Source organism: Salibacter halophilus (assembly GCF_008806325.1).
GTDB classification, from domain to species: Bacteria; Bacteroidota; Bacteroidia; order Flavobacteriales_G; family Salibacteraceae; genus Salibacter; species Salibacter halophilus.
In genome coordinates, this window is the sequence record NZ_WACR01000008.1 from 14,009 (window position 1) to 29,202 (window position 15,194).

General features: G+C 39.9%; 17 protein-coding genes. 12 read left to right on the top strand and 5 right to left on the bottom strand.

Annotated features, from left to right (window positions below):
* Positions 1 to 39: 39 nt before the first annotated feature.
* The 3 genes from F3059_RS09805 to F3059_RS09815 form a co-directional block, all read right to left on the bottom strand.
* Positions 40 to 261 carry a DUF2795 domain-containing protein gene (locus tag F3059_RS09805; protein WP_151168724.1) on the bottom strand — a complete coding sequence of 74 codons (222 nt, stop codon included), beginning with the start codon at positions 259 to 261 and terminating at the stop codon, positions 40 to 42.
* A 95-nt stretch (positions 262 to 356) separates the two neighbouring features.
* A complete protein-coding gene (locus tag F3059_RS09810) occupies positions 357 to 908 on the bottom strand; it encodes a cob(I)yrinic acid a,c-diamide adenosyltransferase (protein WP_151168726.1) in 552 nt (183 codons plus the stop codon).
* Positions 905 to 1,600, bottom strand: a complete 696-nt coding sequence (locus F3059_RS09815; RefSeq protein ID WP_151169131.1) for an ABC transporter ATP-binding protein — start codon at positions 1,598 to 1,600, stop codon at positions 905 to 907. Before F3059_RS09815 ends, F3059_RS09810 begins: the two co-directional genes overlap by 4 nt.
* 114 nt (positions 1,601 to 1,714) lie before the next feature.
* Between F3059_RS09815 and F3059_RS09820 the strand changes: the two genes are divergently transcribed.
* The 10 genes from F3059_RS09820 to F3059_RS09865 all read left to right on the top strand — a co-directional run bounded on the left by F3059_RS09820 (position 1,715) and on the right by F3059_RS09865 (position 10,003).
* On the top strand, positions 1,715 to 2,626 hold the full coding sequence (locus F3059_RS09820; protein WP_151168728.1) for a DMT family transporter: 912 nt from the start codon (positions 1,715 to 1,717) through the stop codon (positions 2,624 to 2,626).
* Positions 2,627 to 2,700: 74 nt separating this feature from the next.
* A complete protein-coding gene (gene rplU / locus F3059_RS09825; protein WP_151168730.1) occupies positions 2,701 to 3,282 on the top strand; it encodes a 50S ribosomal protein L21 in 582 nt (193 codons plus the stop codon).
* A 20-nt stretch (positions 3,283 to 3,302) separates the two neighbouring features.
* A complete protein-coding gene (gene rpmA / locus F3059_RS09830; protein WP_151168732.1) occupies positions 3,303 to 3,566 on the top strand; it encodes a 50S ribosomal protein L27 in 264 nt (87 codons plus the stop codon).
* Between the two features lie 117 nt (positions 3,567 to 3,683).
* The gene (gene serS, locus F3059_RS09835) at positions 3,684 to 4,952 is read left to right on the top strand and encodes a serine--tRNA ligase (RefSeq protein ID WP_151168734.1); all 1,269 of its coding nucleotides are present in this window, start codon (positions 3,684 to 3,686) and stop codon (positions 4,950 to 4,952) included.
* A 4-nt stretch (positions 4,953 to 4,956) separates the two neighbouring features.
* Entirely contained in the window at positions 4,957 to 5,505 is a 549-nt protein-coding gene (locus F3059_RS09840) for a hypothetical protein (protein ID WP_151168736.1), read from the top strand.
* A 7-nt stretch (positions 5,506 to 5,512) separates the two neighbouring features.
* Complete coding sequence (locus F3059_RS09845) at positions 5,513 to 7,339, top strand: tetratricopeptide repeat protein (RefSeq protein ID WP_151168738.1); 1,827 nt, start codon at positions 5,513 to 5,515, stop codon at positions 7,337 to 7,339.
* On the top strand, positions 7,336 to 7,653 hold the full coding sequence (locus F3059_RS09850; protein ID WP_151168740.1) for a DUF4286 family protein: 318 nt from the start codon (positions 7,336 to 7,338) through the stop codon (positions 7,651 to 7,653). The genes F3059_RS09845 and F3059_RS09850 overlap by 4 nt, the downstream gene beginning before the upstream one ends.
* Positions 7,653 to 8,426 (top strand): 16S rRNA (adenine(1518)-N(6)/adenine(1519)-N(6))-dimethyltransferase RsmA, encoded by a 774-nt coding sequence (gene rsmA / locus F3059_RS09855; protein WP_151168742.1) that lies wholly within the window; start codon positions 7,653 to 7,655, stop codon positions 8,424 to 8,426. The genes F3059_RS09850 and rsmA overlap by 1 nt, the downstream gene beginning before the upstream one ends.
* On the top strand, positions 8,423 to 9,361 hold the full coding sequence (locus tag F3059_RS09860) for an NAD(P)-dependent oxidoreductase (protein ID WP_151168744.1): 939 nt from the start codon (positions 8,423 to 8,425) through the stop codon (positions 9,359 to 9,361). The genes rsmA and F3059_RS09860 overlap by 4 nt, the downstream gene beginning before the upstream one ends.
* A gap of 33 nt (positions 9,362 to 9,394) precedes the next feature.
* Entirely contained in the window at positions 9,395 to 10,003 is a 609-nt protein-coding gene (locus F3059_RS09865) for a porin family protein (RefSeq protein WP_151168746.1), read from the top strand.
* 13 nt (positions 10,004 to 10,016) lie between these two features.
* Here F3059_RS09865 and F3059_RS09870 read toward each other — a convergent pair whose 3' ends face one another.
* Positions 10,017 to 11,282 carry an aspartate kinase gene (locus F3059_RS09870; RefSeq protein WP_151168748.1) on the bottom strand — a complete coding sequence of 422 codons (1,266 nt, stop codon included), beginning with the start codon at positions 11,280 to 11,282 and terminating at the stop codon, positions 10,017 to 10,019.
* Between the two features lie 112 nt (positions 11,283 to 11,394).
* Between F3059_RS09870 and F3059_RS09875 the strand changes: the two genes are divergently transcribed.
* On the top strand, positions 11,395 to 13,128 hold the full coding sequence (locus tag F3059_RS09875) for an OmpL47-type beta-barrel domain-containing protein (protein ID WP_151168750.1): 1,734 nt from the start codon (positions 11,395 to 11,397) through the stop codon (positions 13,126 to 13,128).
* 38 nt (positions 13,129 to 13,166) lie between these two features.
* On the opposite strand, the gene F3059_RS09880 is transcribed toward F3059_RS09875, so the two are convergent.
* Complete coding sequence (locus tag F3059_RS09880) at positions 13,167 to 13,682, bottom strand: hypothetical protein (protein WP_151168751.1); 516 nt, start codon at positions 13,680 to 13,682, stop codon at positions 13,167 to 13,169.
* 209 nt (positions 13,683 to 13,891) lie between these two features.
* Between F3059_RS09880 and F3059_RS09885 the strand changes: the two genes are divergently transcribed.
* On the top strand, positions 13,892 to 15,181 hold the full coding sequence (locus tag F3059_RS09885; RefSeq protein WP_151168753.1) for a c-type cytochrome: 1,290 nt from the start codon (positions 13,892 to 13,894) through the stop codon (positions 15,179 to 15,181).
* Positions 15,182 to 15,194: the final 13 nt, after the last annotated feature.

The window sequence follows — 15,194 nt, forward strand, 5'->3', positions numbered from 1 at the left end:
TCGCGTGAAACGGCTCAAAATATTATCGAGTAATAGCCATTAATACTCATCTTCATTGAAGAAAAAGTCTTCCTTGGTAGGATAATCTGGCCAAATTTCTTCTATAGTTTCATATTGCTCGCCCTCATCTTCGATTTCCTGAAGATTTTCAACCACTTCAAGAGGAGCTCCTGTACGCAGTGCGTAGTCGATTAGCTCATCCTTGGTTGCGGGCCATGGAGCATCTTCTAAATAACTTGCAAGTTCTAGCGTCCAATACATAGTACAATTGTATTAATTGTTAGGCATTTTCAAAACGCAAAAGTAGTTTTTTAAGTTACATGCACAATTGTTGTGTAAAAAAAGTCTAAAGCCTTCTATTTGCGAGGCTTCCAGGCTATTTCATTTGCGTTTAATTGCTTTGCGGTGTATCTCGAAAGTACAAAAAAGTAATCGCTTAGTCGATTGACGTAAGGTTGAACGAGTGGTGGCGTAAATTCGTGTTCTGATAGTGAAATAACTCTTCTTTCTACTCTCCTGCAAACGGTTCGGCAAATATGGGATGTGGAAACGGTGTTGTGTCCACCGGGCAAAATGAAGTTTTTCATAGGAGGCAGTTGCTCGTCCATGAAATCCATTTCTTTTTCGAGAAAAGTAATGTCACTTTCTTTTAAGTCAGGAAGTTTCGTCTCAGGACTTTCATTTGGGTCAGTTGCCAGTGAAGAGCCGATGGTAAATAGTCTATCCTGTATTTCTAGCAGGGTTTGGTGAGTTCGCTCGTCAACTTCACTATCGCGCAACATTCCTACCCAGGAGTTGAGTTCGTCAACAGTTCCGTAAGCCTCAATTCTAACGTGATCTTTTGTTACACGAGTTCCTCCTATGAGAGAGGTTTGTCCTTTATCTCCTGATTTGGTATATATTTTCATTCCTTTCTGTTTTGCTGAGTGTCACTTTCAACTAATCCATCCATCAAACGAACGATTCGCTTTGCGTGTTGGGCGATGTCCTCTTCGTGAGTTACGAGAATAACGGTGTTCCCATTTTGATGTATTTCATCGAATAACGCCATTATTTCATAAGATGTTTTAGAATCGAGGTTTCCAGTGGGCTCATCTGCTAAAATTATAGATGGCTTATTCACAAGTGCACGAGCCACTGCAACACGTTGACGTTGTCCGCCAGAAAGCTCATTTGGTTTGTGATCCATACGATCCTTTAGACCAACTAATTCGAGAACTTCTTTAGCCCTTTCATTTCGGTCAGATCGCTTCATGCCCGCGTACACCAGGGGAAGAGCCACATTGTCGAGAGCCGAATACCGCGGGAGAAGGTTAAATGTTTGAAAAACAAAACCAATTTCTTTATTCCTGATTTCTGCGAGTTCATCATCTGATAGTTGGCTTACTCGCTGTTTATTTAGGATGTATTCTCCACGTGTGGGAGTATCCAAACAACCTAAAATATTCATGAGTGTCGATTTTCCAGAGCCCGATGGCCCCATCAAAGCAACGTATTCGTTTTTGTCGATAGTTAAAGAAACAGATTGAAGCGCTTTTACGAGTTGGTTTCCAATGCTGTATTCTCGTGCTATTTCTCTTACTTCAATGATTTTCTCCATATTGCGAACAAAGGTAATGGGCTCTGACCGATAGAAAGTCAAAAATACACAAGCGGTTGAAATAATGCTTAAGCGCATTGGAGTTGATTTGTTTCGGCTACTTTTGCGCGACTTATGAAAATCGATTTTAGCAATAAAGTAGTTCAGTGGGTTACGCTGATTTTCCTGGCTTTCATTTGGGGATCATCTTTTATTCTCATGAAGAAAGGCCTTATTTCATTCACACCTGAAGAGATAGCTTCATACCGTGTGTTTTGTGTGGCTCTGGTGCTTTCACCATTTGTGATTAAGTACTTTGGTTATCTGAGAGGAAAGCGCTTTTGGGTGTTTTTCCTGGCGGGAATATTCGGTAGTTTGTTGCCTTATTTCTTGTTTGTGAAAGCTCAAACAAACATCGATAGTTCATTGAGCGGAATTCTGAACTCAACAACTCCAATTTTTACATTATTGCTTGCGGTTCTGGTTTTCAAACAAACATTTAAACCGATGAGTGTATTGGGTGTGATTGCCGGTTTTGTCGGTGCAGCCGGACTCATCGCTTTTCGGTCAGATTCATTTGATTTGGGTTCTTTTTCCCTGTACGCGATTTTGCCGGTCATTGCGGCTTCGAGCTATGGTGTAAATGTGAATCTGATTAAAATGTACTTGCAGGATGTACGCCCAATGGCGGTTACCTCATTGTCGTTTTTTACAGTTGGAATAATCGCTGGAGTTTACCTTTTTGGATTTACTGATTTTGTGGACAAACTCGCGCATGGTGGAGCAGAAACCTACAAAAGTCTTGGCTTCGTGACAATTCTAGCCGTTGTGGGCACAGCTTTGTGCGTTTACATTTTCAACATGTTGATCAAAGAGACCAGTGCTTTATTCGCTTCGAGTGTCACCTACATGATTCCGGTATTTGCTATCTTTTGGGGTGTACTTGACGGTGAAAACTTCAACGCGATACAGGCCATTTTTGCAGCTGTTATTTTGTTAGGTGTGAGCCTAATTAACAGCAATCGCAAATTTAAAAGGTCTAAGTAGTTGCTAACAAGGAGAAAATATTTATTTTTGCACCCCTTTTACAATAAAAAAGTAACAGTTAAAATTTAATTGAGATGTACGCAATTGTAGAAATAGCAGGGCAGCAGTTTAAGGTTGAGAAAGATCAACAGCTCTTTGTACATCGTTTAGAGAATAAAGAAGGTGAAAGCGTATCTTTTGATCGCGTACTTCTTATCGATAACGATGGAAAAGTGAATGTTGGCGCCCCAGCTATCAGCGGAGCTTCAGTTACCGCAAAAGTGCTAGAGCACATGAAAGGCGACAAAACAATCGTCTTCAAAAAGAAGCGCAGAAAAGGCTATAAGAAGAAAAAAGGCCATCGCCAGTATATGACTTCAATTCAGGTTGAGTCGATCAGCGAAAAAGGCGGTGCCAAAACAGCTGCTAAAGCTAAGCCTGCAGAAGAAAAGAAAGAAACTAAGGCTAAAAAAGAAGAGGGTTCTGAAAAGAAAGCCTCTACAGCCAAAAAGACTACTGCTAAGAAGTCGACTAGCGAGAAAAAGTCTACTTCTGCTAAAAAGTCAACAAGTACTAAAAAGGCTTCTGGAGATTCAGCTAAGAAAGCTTCTTCAACAAAAGCGAAAAGTACTTCAACGAAGAAATCAACTTCTACTAAAAAAGAAGATAAAGAATAACACAGTAAACCTCATTCATTATGGCACATAAAAAAGGTGTAGGTAGTACTAAAAACGGTCGCGAGTCGGAATCGAAACGACTCGGTGTTAAAATCTATGGCGGACAAGACGCGAAAGCCGGGAATATCATCGTTCGTCAAAGAGGAACTAAACATCGTCCAGGTGAAAATGTAGGTATGGGTAAAGATCATACTCTATTTGCATTGACTGATGGCGTTGTTAAATTTCAACGTAGAAAAGGAAATAAATCTTACGTTTCTGTTGAGAACGAAACTGAAGCGTAGTTGAAATATTTTATTTTTTGAGAAATCCCGGTCGCTTTGATCGGGATTTTTTTGTTTACACCCCAAAGGGATTGGAATAACTCCTATTAATCTTAATTTTACAGCAAAATACTTACCATGCTTCAACTGAGCTATATCAGAGATAACGCAAACGAGATCATCGAACGATTAAAAGTTAGAAACTTTGATGGTCAGGAGGTAATCGACTATATCGTGAGCCTCGACAAAGAGCGCAGAGAAACTCAAACGAAACTCGATACTGAACAGGGAGAGATGAACAAGATCTCCAAAAAAATCGGGGAGTTGTTTAAGTCGGGAAAGCGCGATGAAGCAGAGGAGTATAAAGCTAAAACAGGCGAGCTCAAAGAAGCGGTGAAGAAGCACCATACTAAGCTGAATGAGATTGACGAAAAGCTTCAGGGGTTGCTCTATCAGGTTCCGAATGTGCCTAACAAAATTGTTCCTGCAGGTAAGAGCGATGCTGACAATGAAATAATTGAAGAGGTAGGCCAAAAGCCAACTTTCGATTTTGAACCCAAGCCACACTGGGATTTGGCAAAGGAGTTTGAACTGATCGATTTTGAGCTGGGAAATAAAATCACTGGAGCCGGTTTTCCATTGTACACAGGAAAAGGAGCCCGGTTGCAAAGAGCTCTGAAAGAGTTTTTCCTGAATGAAGCGATTGAAGCAGGTTATGTTGAAGTGATGCCTCCGCTACTTGTAAATGAAGATACAGGAAAAGGAACCGGTCAGCTTCCCGATAAAGAAGGGCAGATGTACCACACCGAGCTCGATCATCTTTTCCTCATTCCAACTGCTGAGGTTCCGATCACGAATATTTACCGCGATGTAATTATTAAAGAAGATCAGTTCCCGATCAAGCATTGTGGTTACACACCGTGTTTTAGACGTGAAGCCGGATCTTACGGGAAAGATGTTCGCGGGTTGAATCGCTTGCATCAGTTCGATAAAGTGGAAATCGTTCAGGTTACACACCCTGAAAAGTCTTATGAAGCTTTGGATGAAATGGTGAGTTACGTGCGCTCTATAATAGAAAAGCTCGAGTTGCCGTATCGCGTTGCCCGGCTTTGTGGCGGAGACTTAGGATTTACTTCGGCTCTGACCTATGACATGGAAGTTTATAGCGCTGCTCAGGATAAATGGCTTGAAGTGAGCTCTATTTCAAACTTTGAAACGTTCCAGGCGAACAGGCTCAAAGCGAGATTCAAAGATAAAAACGGAAAAATGCAATTGGCTCACACACTCAACGGATCTGCGCTTGCATTCCCAAGAATCCTCGCTGCTATTTTAGAGAATAATCAAACAAAGGACGGAATCAATATTCCGAAAGCACTCGTGCCTTTCACAGGCTTTGATAAAATTTAAAAAGATGAAAAAAACAGCACTTTTTGTACTTTTAGGAGTTCTCGTGATGGCTTGCACATCAAATGTAAACCAGGAGCAAATTGACAAAATTGATAGCTTAATTGTAACACTGGAGCATTCTCAAAAAAGAATGGATAGTCTCAATTTTCAAGAAATAGCTGAGAAAAAAGAAAAAATTGAGGAGCACATTGACTTCATTCACAACAACTATCACGATACCTTGTCAAAGTATCTCGCTAATAATTTGAGCGAATACAAGATGACAGAGGAAGAGATTAAAAAAATTGTTCTCGACAATCGCGAGAAAGTAGAAATGGAGCTCGATAAGTCTATTGAACAACTCGAAAACCTGAAAGCTGATATTCAAAATAACCTGCTGGAAGAAGAACAGGCCAAAGCGTATTACGCTGATGAAGAAGAAGCAGCCAAAAAGATGAATCAGGCTACAGATAAGATTGTGAAATCCTATCAACGATCAGAAAGAAGGTTCAAAATCTTTTATCCGGTTGCCGATTCACTTATTACACAACTCAACCGCAAGGGAATTCGTTAACTAATGCATGATAAGATTTAGTATCATCCTTCTTTTGCTATTTGTCACGGTCAGAACCACAGTAGCACAAACACAGGACCGCCAACTTGCCGATCAATATTTTGCTGATGGTGAGTACAGCAAAGCGGCCATGTATTACGAAAAACTCTACGATGATACTGATCAGCCGTTTTATTTAAAGAGACTAGCACTTTGCCGTTTTAATGTCGAGGACTACGATGTAGCAGAAAGTCTTTTGAAAAAGGCTTCGCGTAAAATGCCTAACGACCTCGATTTGCTGATCACTCTTGGGCAGGCTTACAAAAGACAAGACGATAATCGCAGAGCAGAAAATACCTGGGATGATGTTATCAATGGACTCGGCAACAACCGTAGTGAAATCATCAATGTAGCTGATAAGTTCACCAAAATTGGCGAATATCAGTATGCACTTCAGGCTTACGAAAAAGGCAAGAAAAACATAAGGGGATTTTACGTTTTCAATTCGCGAATAGCCGAATTGTACGGTCAGATGGGGCAAAACGATAAAATGATTGAGCTCTACCTCGAGCTCATTGAGAAAAACCCATCGTATCAGCGGAGCGTACAGGTGAGGTTGAGCAGAATTATCGACTTTGAAGAAGATCAAATGATCGTGGAAACGCTTCGCCAGGAGTTGCTCAAGAAAGTTCAGGACAATCCTGATAAGCCCATTTTTGCCGAAATGTTGATTTGGATGTTCCTCCAACAAAGTGATTTTTACGGAGCATATGCTCAGGCAAAAGCCCTCGATCGCAGGCTTGATGAAAACGGTTCCAGACTCATGTCACTTGCCAATGTTGCTCGCAACAATAAAAAGTTTGATGTAGCTCGTGATGCTCTCAAATACGTTGTTAAAAAAGGTAAGAAAAACCAGTATTACGATCGCGCATTGCAGGAATACCTAACGGTGAGTAAACTGCATCTTGATTTTGATCCGCAAACAGCGACTGAAAGATACGCTCAACTTAAAGACGAATATTTAGATGCTATCAGTCAATGGTCAGAGCCAAACCTGGTAGCAGCATCTTCCATAGAATTAGCCGAGATTGAAGCGTACCAGCTCAATGATCTCGACACGGCAATTTCGAGGCTCGAAAACAACCTGGAGAATCTCACAATGAGCGACAGGAATGTGGCTCTGACCAAAATAAAACTGGGCGACTTTCTTGTCGTGAAAAACCAGGTGTGGGACGCTGCTCTTTACTACATGCAGGCCGAAAAAGCATTCAAGTATGACGAGTTGGGAGATAAGGCAAAATTTAAAGCAGCTAAGATCTATTACTACACAGGTGAGTTTGATTACGCGCGTTCTCAACTCGATGTTTTAAAAGGGTCAACATCAAAGTTGATTGCCAACGATGCCATGTACTTGTCAAACCTGATCAATGACAATACAATTATCGACACGACATTTAAACCCATGGAGATGTTTGCCCGTGCCGATTTACTCCTGGAACAAAAAAAATACGCTGAAGCTTTTGCTACGCTCGATAGTATTGATTCTGAGTATCCGGGCCATTCGCTACAGGACGATATTTTGATGAAGCGCTTCGAGCTCAATAAGAAAATGGGGCAATTTCAGGAATCGGCTCAAGACCTGGAAAAGCTCATTGAAAATCACGGGGATGATATTTTAGGAGATGATGCACATTTCAAACTCGCTGAGCTTTACGAACATCATTTGAATAATGAAGACAGAGCACGCGAACTCTATCAAAAAATTCTCACGGATTATTCAGGGAGTTTGTACGTGGTTGAAGCGCGTAAGCGATTTAGGAAATTAAGAGGAGATTCAACAACTGAGGAATTATGATTATTTACAACGTAACGATAAAGATCGATAAAGAAGTAGAGAACGATTGGTACAAATACATGATCACGCAACACATACCTGATGTGATGAGTACCGGCAAGTTCAAAGAGTACCGCCTGTCAAAAGTCATGGTGGATGATGATGAAGGCACAAATTATTCTATCCAGTACTTGTGTTCAGATATGAAGACGCTTGAAGATTACCAAAACAACCATGCTGAACCACTTCAGGAAGAGCACACTGAGCGTTACAGAGATAAGTTTGTAGCATTCAGAACCTTGCTCGAGGTCGTTGACCACAATTCAAAAATTTGATGACAAAACGCGTAAGACCAAAGAAGTTTTTAGGTCAGCACTTTCTCAAAGACCTGTCAGTAGCTAAAAGAATTGCAGATTCTCTATCACTCAATGGCTACAAGAGAGTTTTGGAAGTTGGGCCGGGAATGGGAGTTTTGACAAAGTTTTTATTGGAACGACCTCTCGATCTCACCGTAATCGAGCTGGATCGTGAATCAGTGCCTTATTTAAGAAACCACTTCCCCGAGCTTGAAGAAAATATCATTGAAGGAGACTTTTTGCGTTTTCCGGTCGATCAGGTTTTCAAAGAGCAATTCGCACTAATTGGAAACTACCCTTACAATATTTCCAGTCAGATCCTTTTCAAAGCTCTGGAGCACCGCGATCTGATTGTAGAAGTTGGCGGAATGTTTCAGCGGGAGGTTGCTCAGCGAGTTGCGTCAAAACCCGGATCAAAAGTTTACGGAGTCATTAGCGTGTTGATTCAGGCATATTACGATGTGGAGTATTTATTCACTGTTGATGAAGGAGCTTTTAATCCGCCACCAAAAGTGAAGTCGGGAGTTATCTTGTTGAGAAGGAAAGAAAATCAAAACCTGGGTTGTGATGAAAAGCTTTTCAAACGAGTTGTTAAAATGTCTTTCAACCAGAGGCGAAAAACGATAAGAAATTCATTAAAGGCCTTGACAGGAAAGGAATTTGAAAACGAGTTTTTGAAACAACGCCCCGAACAACTATCGGTGGATGATTTTGTTAAACTGACGAGAGAAATAGAAAAACTACAACTATGAATGTTCTATTTATAGATACTGTTCACCCTGCTTTGTGGCAAGATTTAACGAAAAACGGATTCAATTGTATCGATGGAACTTACTGGGATCGTGATGAGGTTTTAGATGCATTGAATGATGTCCAGGGAATTGTGATTAGGAGTAAGTTCAAGATTGATGAAGAGTTCCTCGAAAAGGCAAAAGATTTACGGTTTATTGCCAGAAGTGGATCGGGTCTTGAAAATATTAACCGCGAACTAACTGAGAAAAAAGGAATAAAGGTCTTCAATTCTCCTGAAGGTAACTGTGATGCTGTAGCAGAACATGCAATGGGAATGTTGTTGTCGTTATTCACGAATTTGATCAGATCTGACAGAGAAGTGCGCGAAGGACATTGGTATCGCGAGGAAAATCGCGGAATAGAATTGGGAGGGAAAACGGTTGGAATTATCGGTTACGGTCACACAGGACAAGCCTTTGCAAAGAGACTTTCTTCATTTGGCTGTGAGGTGTTGGCATACGATAAGTTCAAGTCTGATTTTGGATCTGACCATGTGAAAGAAGTGTCTTATGAAGATATTTTAGAGAAATCAGATATTATCAGTTTTCATGTTCCTTTGACTGAAGAAACACGCTACATTGCTGACCGAAGGTTCTTTTCACAATCGAGAAAAGCTGTTTACCTGATCAATACATCTCGTGGTGAGGTTGTCAATACTGAACACCTTGTTGAAGCATTGAAGGGAGGCTTAATTATGGGAGCTTGCCTCGATGTTTTAGAATATGAAAAATCGAGTTTTGAAAACATCGACCACAAAAATCTCCCCGATTCATTTAAATATTTGACTGAAAGTGATCAGGTAGTTTTGAGTCCGCACATTGCCGGCTGGACGTTTGAGTCTTATGAGCGTCTTTCTACAGTTTTGGCTACTAAGATTTTGGGAGAGTTTAAATAATGCTATCTTAGTAGAAACCAAAACGATTAACTTATGAAACGATTGACTTTAATTATCGGCATCTTCTTTTTTGCTGGTCTTTTACGTGCTCAACTAGATAGTGTGAACTTTTCTATAGGCGGCAACATTGGATTTGATATAATGGATAGAGAGACCAGCACTACAAATACGTTTAATTTAGCCTTAAAACCTGCTTATCATTTTAACGAAAACATTGCTGTAGGAATAATTGCTGAAAACACTCTTGTAAACCGAATAGATGAGTCGCAAAACTCCATACAAAAAGACTCAGAATTAACTGATAACTTTCTTACTCTTGGCCTTTTTGGTAGATATTATAAACCTGTAGCCAATAGAGCTTATCTTTTTGGAGAGTTGAATGCTGGCTACCTCTTTGGATCACGTACTATTGATAACAGTAGTGGGAAGAGTGTTAATGATGTGAATGGATATTCAGCAAATCTCCTTTTAGGAGCTAGCTACTTTTTCACACCACGATTGAGTGGAAGTTTAAACATAGGAATGCTTGGATACAGATCTGAGACGTATTCACCCGAAAATGGAAATGAAAATACCACAACGTACTTTGAATCTGGTATTGACGCAGCTAATCCTAGTCTGTCAGTTCGCTTATTCTTTTAAGCATAAAATATTATCACCTCATCAAAACGCGCAGTGTATTGCGCGTTTTTTGTTCCAGTAAGATTTTTCGATCAGAGGTGAGTTTTTTGAAAATCTCATCATTAAAATGCCTTATTGTCAAAAGCTCGAGCCCTTGATTGTAAAGGATTTGATAGCGTTTTGATAACTCATCAATGAGTTCATTCAACTGAAATGAGTTTTCATCTACACTCACAGAAAAGTTGATTGCAGAGTTTTGCATCATGTTGATCTTAACTCTGAATCGCGCGAATTCCTCGAAAATATCGCTCAGGTGGTCTTCTACAATAAATGAAAAGTCACGCGTAGAAATCGATACCAATCTTTGATCTTTTCTGATTATGAAAGAAGGAACAGTCTCGTCATTGTTGCTTGAGCTATCGATTAATGTTCCCGGCTCATTGAAATTTTTAAAAGATCTCACATAAAGTGGAATCTTCTTATTTTGAAGAGGCTGAATTGTTTTAGGGTGTATAACTGATGCTCCGTAATAAGCAAGCTCAATTGCCTCCCTGTAAGAAATGTGATCGAGAAGCGTGGTTTCTTTGAAGTGTTTAGGATCAGCGTTGAGCACACCGGGCACATCTTTCCAAATCGTGACATTTTTTGCATGTAAAGCAAAGGCAAAAATAGAAGCTGAATAGTCAGATCCCTCCCTGCCGAGTGTCGTTGGATTAAGCGCGTCAGCTCCGGCAATGAAACCCTGGGTTACAGCAAATGGAGAAGCAGAGTTTTTAAGGAACTGTGCAATAGTGTTTTCAACCTGTATTTCAGTTCGTTTCCAGTCAACATTAGCCGATTTATATTGATAATCCGTTTTGATTATATCACGGGCATCAAACCACTGGTTATTTACACCTTCATGCTTTAGAAACTCGCTGAATATCTTTGTACTCAATAATTCCCCAAAAGGAACCAATTGATCATACAGGTAATCAGGTTTTCCGGTATTCCCCGTATCAATTATTTCATTAGCCTGCTCGCTCAACATGTCAATCTCATTGTAAATGTGCGATTCAGCTTCAAAGAGCTCGTTTACGATTTCAAGATGATCATCAATTACCTGTTTAAAGATAGCGCGAGCATTTTCCCTGTTTTTTAAAACTTCAATAAGAACGCGCTCCATAGCATTGGTCGTTTTCCCCATTGCACTCACAACAATGAGCAACGGACCTTTACCTTCATTTTTAATGATCTGTATTGCGTTTCTTACAGACTCAGCATCTCTAACCGATGCACCTCCAAATTTGAAAACTCTCATACAACAAAAATGAAATAAGTTTAGGAAAATAGAAATGTGTAAAAACAGGTTGATAGCTAATAAAATTCGGATAGTTTATTACTTTTATGCAGAATTTTGAAAAACCTTCATTATGAATATCAAAGGAATACTACTGGGAGCGGGCGGTTTGGTTATATCTGCTTCACTTTTTGCACAGTCAGAACCGAACAAGCCAACCTACGAAAATGTCGTATATCAGGCTAACGGGAATTATTATATCCAAAAATCTTTACCACTTTACCTGAAATTCTCAACCACTCCAGATGGGAAGAACTATCCTTTAAAGAGTAAAAGCAATCCATCAGATGCGAATCCACTGTATCTCGATACTGAAGGGATAAACTATATTAGGAGTAAGTGGGCCGTAGATCCTGAAACAGGAGATCCTGTTCGCCCTCAGCGTGAAGTTTTAATGGAGGTTTATGCTGATGGAATTTCTCCAAGAACAACACTGCGTTTTTCAGGAGCCCCTAAATATGTTAAAGGAGGTACAGTTTATTATGGTAAAGGGCTAAACTTTAGTTTGACTGCCAGAGACGGTGTTTCAGGCGTAAAAGAAACACAGTATGCATTAGGAGGAGGATATTCAAAGTATTCAAATGAAGTAGCGGCTAATAATGAAGGAGCTCAAACGCTTTACTATTATTCTGCAGATAATGTAGGAAACGCAGAAGATACGCGCTCATCAGATTTCACTGTCGACTTATCGGCTCCCACTTCAAGTCATTCAATTGACGGGATAACGCACAATCAAAATATTCTTGCTCCAAGCACGGTATTCAACCTTTCATCATCTGACAATTTAGCCGGAGTGAAAGTTACTCGTTATTCATTCGACAATGGATCTGACCGAAATTATCCTGGCCGAATTACAATGGCTGGGTTAAAAGATGGAAATCATACTCTTTATTATTATGCTGAGGATAATGTTGAAAATACAGCAACTAAAAAGTCTTTTAAGTTCTACCTCGATAGAATTGCGCCTGAGGTGAACTCAAAAGTTGTTGGTGATCAGCATAAAGGAAAGTATTTATATGTGTCGCCTCGCACTAAGGTGAACTTGACGGCTAGTGATAATAAGGCGGGTGTGAAAAACATCTATTACCGTATTGATGGTGGAAACCGCAATACTTTTTCAAGTGACTTTAATATTCCTAATGAACTCGGTACTCACAGTGTTAAGTACGATGCCAATGATAATGTTGAAAACCTATCAACTAATCATTACCTGAATGTTTACATGGATAACAAGTCTCCAGAGACTGGTATTAAGTACGGAAGTCCGCAATTCTTTGATCGTGATACATTATTCATTACAAGTGAAACGAAAGTGACACTTTTCAAGAGTGATGTTGGGTCAGGAGTTAAATCCACAAAGTACAGTATTGACGGAGGCGGAGAAAAAGACTATTCTACATTCACAATACCGGGTGAGGGATATCACACAACTGCATTCTATTCTACTGATAATGTGAACAACAAAGAATCTAAAAAGACGAGTAACGTTTTTGTAGATAATACTGCTCCTGATATTTTCGTGAATTTCAGTATTGACCCAATCGGTAAGAAAGGAGACAAAAACATCTATCCTAATTATGTGAGAATGTATGTTGGGGCTACTGATAAGCACACAGGTACTAAGCAACTTTTTTACTCAATTGACGGTGAACCTTTACGCGAGTATTCTAGTCCGCAAACACTCGATATTTCAGAGTTGAGCAGATTTAGACAAAAGAAAAAATACGAGGTTAAAGTTGTTGCCCGTGATATGTTAGGCAATGAATCTGAAGAGACTTTTGAGTTCTACGTGGGCAGACAAGACTAATACTGTAACAACATATTATACCAAACAGAAAAGGCATCTTAATCAGATGCCTTTTTGTCTTTTATATCGGTTGATTTTTTCTTCTTATCGAGATCAGGAGGATCAATCATGTCCTTTTTCACAAAAGCAAACGGATACTCTTTTTGTACTTTGATTAAAGCACCCTCAGCTTCAACCTTGGATCTGAAGTTGCCAACATTAATTTCAAAGTTAGGGTAGCTCCAAACCAGGTTGGCCGGAATATCAGGGAATTTAGATCGAAATTCGAGTTGTTTTTCCCTTGCCTTTTGCTTGCTATTAGCACCACTTCCAGAATAGACCTCAATTCTAAAACCGTCCATTTTCTTTTTCTCAGACGTGTAGTTGTCGTAGTACTTTACAAGCTTGTCGAGTTTTTTAGTACTCTTAATAGAAATTGAATCCTGTTGAAATTGAATGGTGTCTTTTATCTGTTGGTCAGATCCGTTCCAATTGAGTGTTTCCTGAGACATAGCCTCAACCGAGAGAAGTGAAAAAACAGAAAAAAGCAATACCTTATTTTTGGTAATTAACATGGAATGATTGTTTTACTTCAATTTGTAACGAAGAATGTTTAGCTAAAGTAAAATATTCATGAATAAAACGCGCAATTTAGAAGGAGTCTAAATTAAATTGGAGTAATTCTTTTTTTTAGGCTTTGTTAACAGTAGTTAAGGCTTTCTGCTATTTTTGCCCTTAAAATCTAGGGAAGAAAAAGCCTTCTAAAGGTCATAAATTATTGGTAATGAGTAGATTTTATTCAAAAATCGGCAATGTTAAGGTATTGATGCACGCCTGCGTGCTTTCTTTATTTATAGCCTTATCGCTACAGGTGGATGCCCAGGACGGCAAGAAGCTATTCAGAGGAAACTGTGCCTCGTGTCATAAGTTGGAAGGTAAGTTAGTTGGGCCGGCTTTGAGTGGCGTTCAGGATCGATGGGATAGCAAAGAGAATCTCATAGCCTGGATTCAAAATTCTCAGCAGTACCTTTCTGATAATCCTGGTGATGACTATGCTCACAGCTTATACGAAGAGTATAATAAATCTGTAATGCCAGCTATGCCGCTGGATGAAGCACAGGTAAACGCAATCCTTGACTACATTGCTAATCCTTCAGCCGGAGAAGAGAAAGAAGCAGGAGCTGGTGATAAGCAAATGGTCGCTGCTCAGGATTCTGGTGAAGATTACACGCTTTACTGGTTGCTTGGCTTCCTTGTTGTATTGCTGATCGTGATCAAGGTTCTTTTAGATGTTAAGCGTTCTGTAAAACATCTGCTCTATGATGTTAAAGGAGATGAAGGATTTGAGAAAGATGGGGAAGTTCAGGACTTTAACTGGTCAACAAAAGAAAAACTTCAACATTGGGCAGGCCGCAATAAAGTGTTAGTTGCCCTTATGGGTGTTGTTGTGCTTGTTGTGGTTCTGAATGTTGTTTGGCAGGGATTGCTTGGTGTTGGTGTTTACCAGGGCTACGCTCCGGAGCAGCCGATTAAATTCTCTCATAAAATTCACGCTGGAGACAATGAAATTTCTTGTGTTTATTGTCACCACGCAGCTGAAAAAGGAAAGCATTCAAACATTCCTTCAGCTATGCTTTGCATGAATTGCCACCAGGGTATTCAAGAAGGCAGTCGCTGGGGAACAGAGGAGATTTCAAAAATATATGAGGCAGTTGGTTACAATACTGAAACTGCAGAATATGATAAGCCTAAAAAACCGATTAAATGGGTTCGTATTCACAACCTTCCAGACCTCGCTTACTTCAATCACTCTCAGCACGTAGTTGCTGGTGAAATTGAATGCCAGGAGTGTCATGGACCTGTTGAAACTTACGATTACCCGATGAAACAATACGCTCCGCTCACAATGGGCTGGTGTATTAACTGTCACCGTGAAACTGAAGTGAAGATGAATGGTAATGACTACTACGATGATCTTCACGCTGAACTTGTAGAGAAATACAAGGAAGAAGGAATTGAGAAGTTTACAGTTGAACAGATCGGTGGTTTAGAATGTGCTAAGTGCCATTATTAATTATTATTGACTT

What these genes read in the sequence shown, in the direction of transcription:
- F3059_RS09840 (WP_151168736.1), top strand. Translation starts at nt 4,957, where the DNA reads ATGAAAAAAACAGCACTTTTTGTACTTTTAGGAGTTCTCGTGATGGCT.
- F3059_RS09850 (WP_151168740.1), top strand. Translation starts at nt 7,336, where the DNA reads ATGATTATTTACAACGTAACGATAAAGATCGATAAAGAAGTAGAGAAC.
- F3059_RS09880 (WP_151168751.1), bottom strand. Translation starts at nt 13,682, where the DNA reads ATGTTAATTACCAAAAATAAGGTATTGCTTTTTTCTGTTTTTTCACTT.
- F3059_RS09865 (WP_151168746.1), top strand. Translation starts at nt 9,395, where the DNA reads ATGAAACGATTGACTTTAATTATCGGCATCTTCTTTTTTGCTGGTCTT.
- rsmA (WP_151168742.1), top strand. Translation starts at nt 7,653, where the DNA reads ATGACAAAACGCGTAAGACCAAAGAAGTTTTTAGGTCAGCACTTTCTC.
- rplU (WP_151168730.1), top strand. Translation starts at nt 2,701, where the DNA reads ATGTACGCAATTGTAGAAATAGCAGGGCAGCAGTTTAAGGTTGAGAAA.
- F3059_RS09885 (WP_151168753.1), top strand. Translation starts at nt 13,892, where the DNA reads ATGAGTAGATTTTATTCAAAAATCGGCAATGTTAAGGTATTGATGCAC.
- F3059_RS09870 (WP_151168748.1), bottom strand. Translation starts at nt 11,282, where the DNA reads ATGAGAGTTTTCAAATTTGGAGGTGCATCGGTTAGAGATGCTGAGTCT.
- F3059_RS09810 (WP_151168726.1), bottom strand. Translation starts at nt 908, where the DNA reads ATGAAAATATATACCAAATCAGGAGATAAAGGACAAACCTCTCTCATA.
- F3059_RS09815 (WP_151169131.1), bottom strand. Translation starts at nt 1,600, where the DNA reads ATGGAGAAAATCATTGAAGTAAGAGAAATAGCACGAGAATACAGCATT.
- F3059_RS09820 (WP_151168728.1), top strand. Translation starts at nt 1,715, where the DNA reads ATGAAAATCGATTTTAGCAATAAAGTAGTTCAGTGGGTTACGCTGATT.
- F3059_RS09875 (WP_151168750.1), top strand. Translation starts at nt 11,395, where the DNA reads ATGAATATCAAAGGAATACTACTGGGAGCGGGCGGTTTGGTTATATCT.
- F3059_RS09860 (WP_151168744.1), top strand. Translation starts at nt 8,423, where the DNA reads ATGAATGTTCTATTTATAGATACTGTTCACCCTGCTTTGTGGCAAGAT.
- F3059_RS09845 (WP_151168738.1), top strand. Translation starts at nt 5,513, where the DNA reads ATGATAAGATTTAGTATCATCCTTCTTTTGCTATTTGTCACGGTCAGA.
- F3059_RS09805 (WP_151168724.1), bottom strand. Translation starts at nt 261, where the DNA reads ATGTATTGGACGCTAGAACTTGCAAGTTATTTAGAAGATGCTCCATGG.
- rpmA (WP_151168732.1), top strand. Translation starts at nt 3,303, where the DNA reads ATGGCACATAAAAAAGGTGTAGGTAGTACTAAAAACGGTCGCGAGTCG.
- serS (WP_151168734.1), top strand. Translation starts at nt 3,684, where the DNA reads ATGCTTCAACTGAGCTATATCAGAGATAACGCAAACGAGATCATCGAA.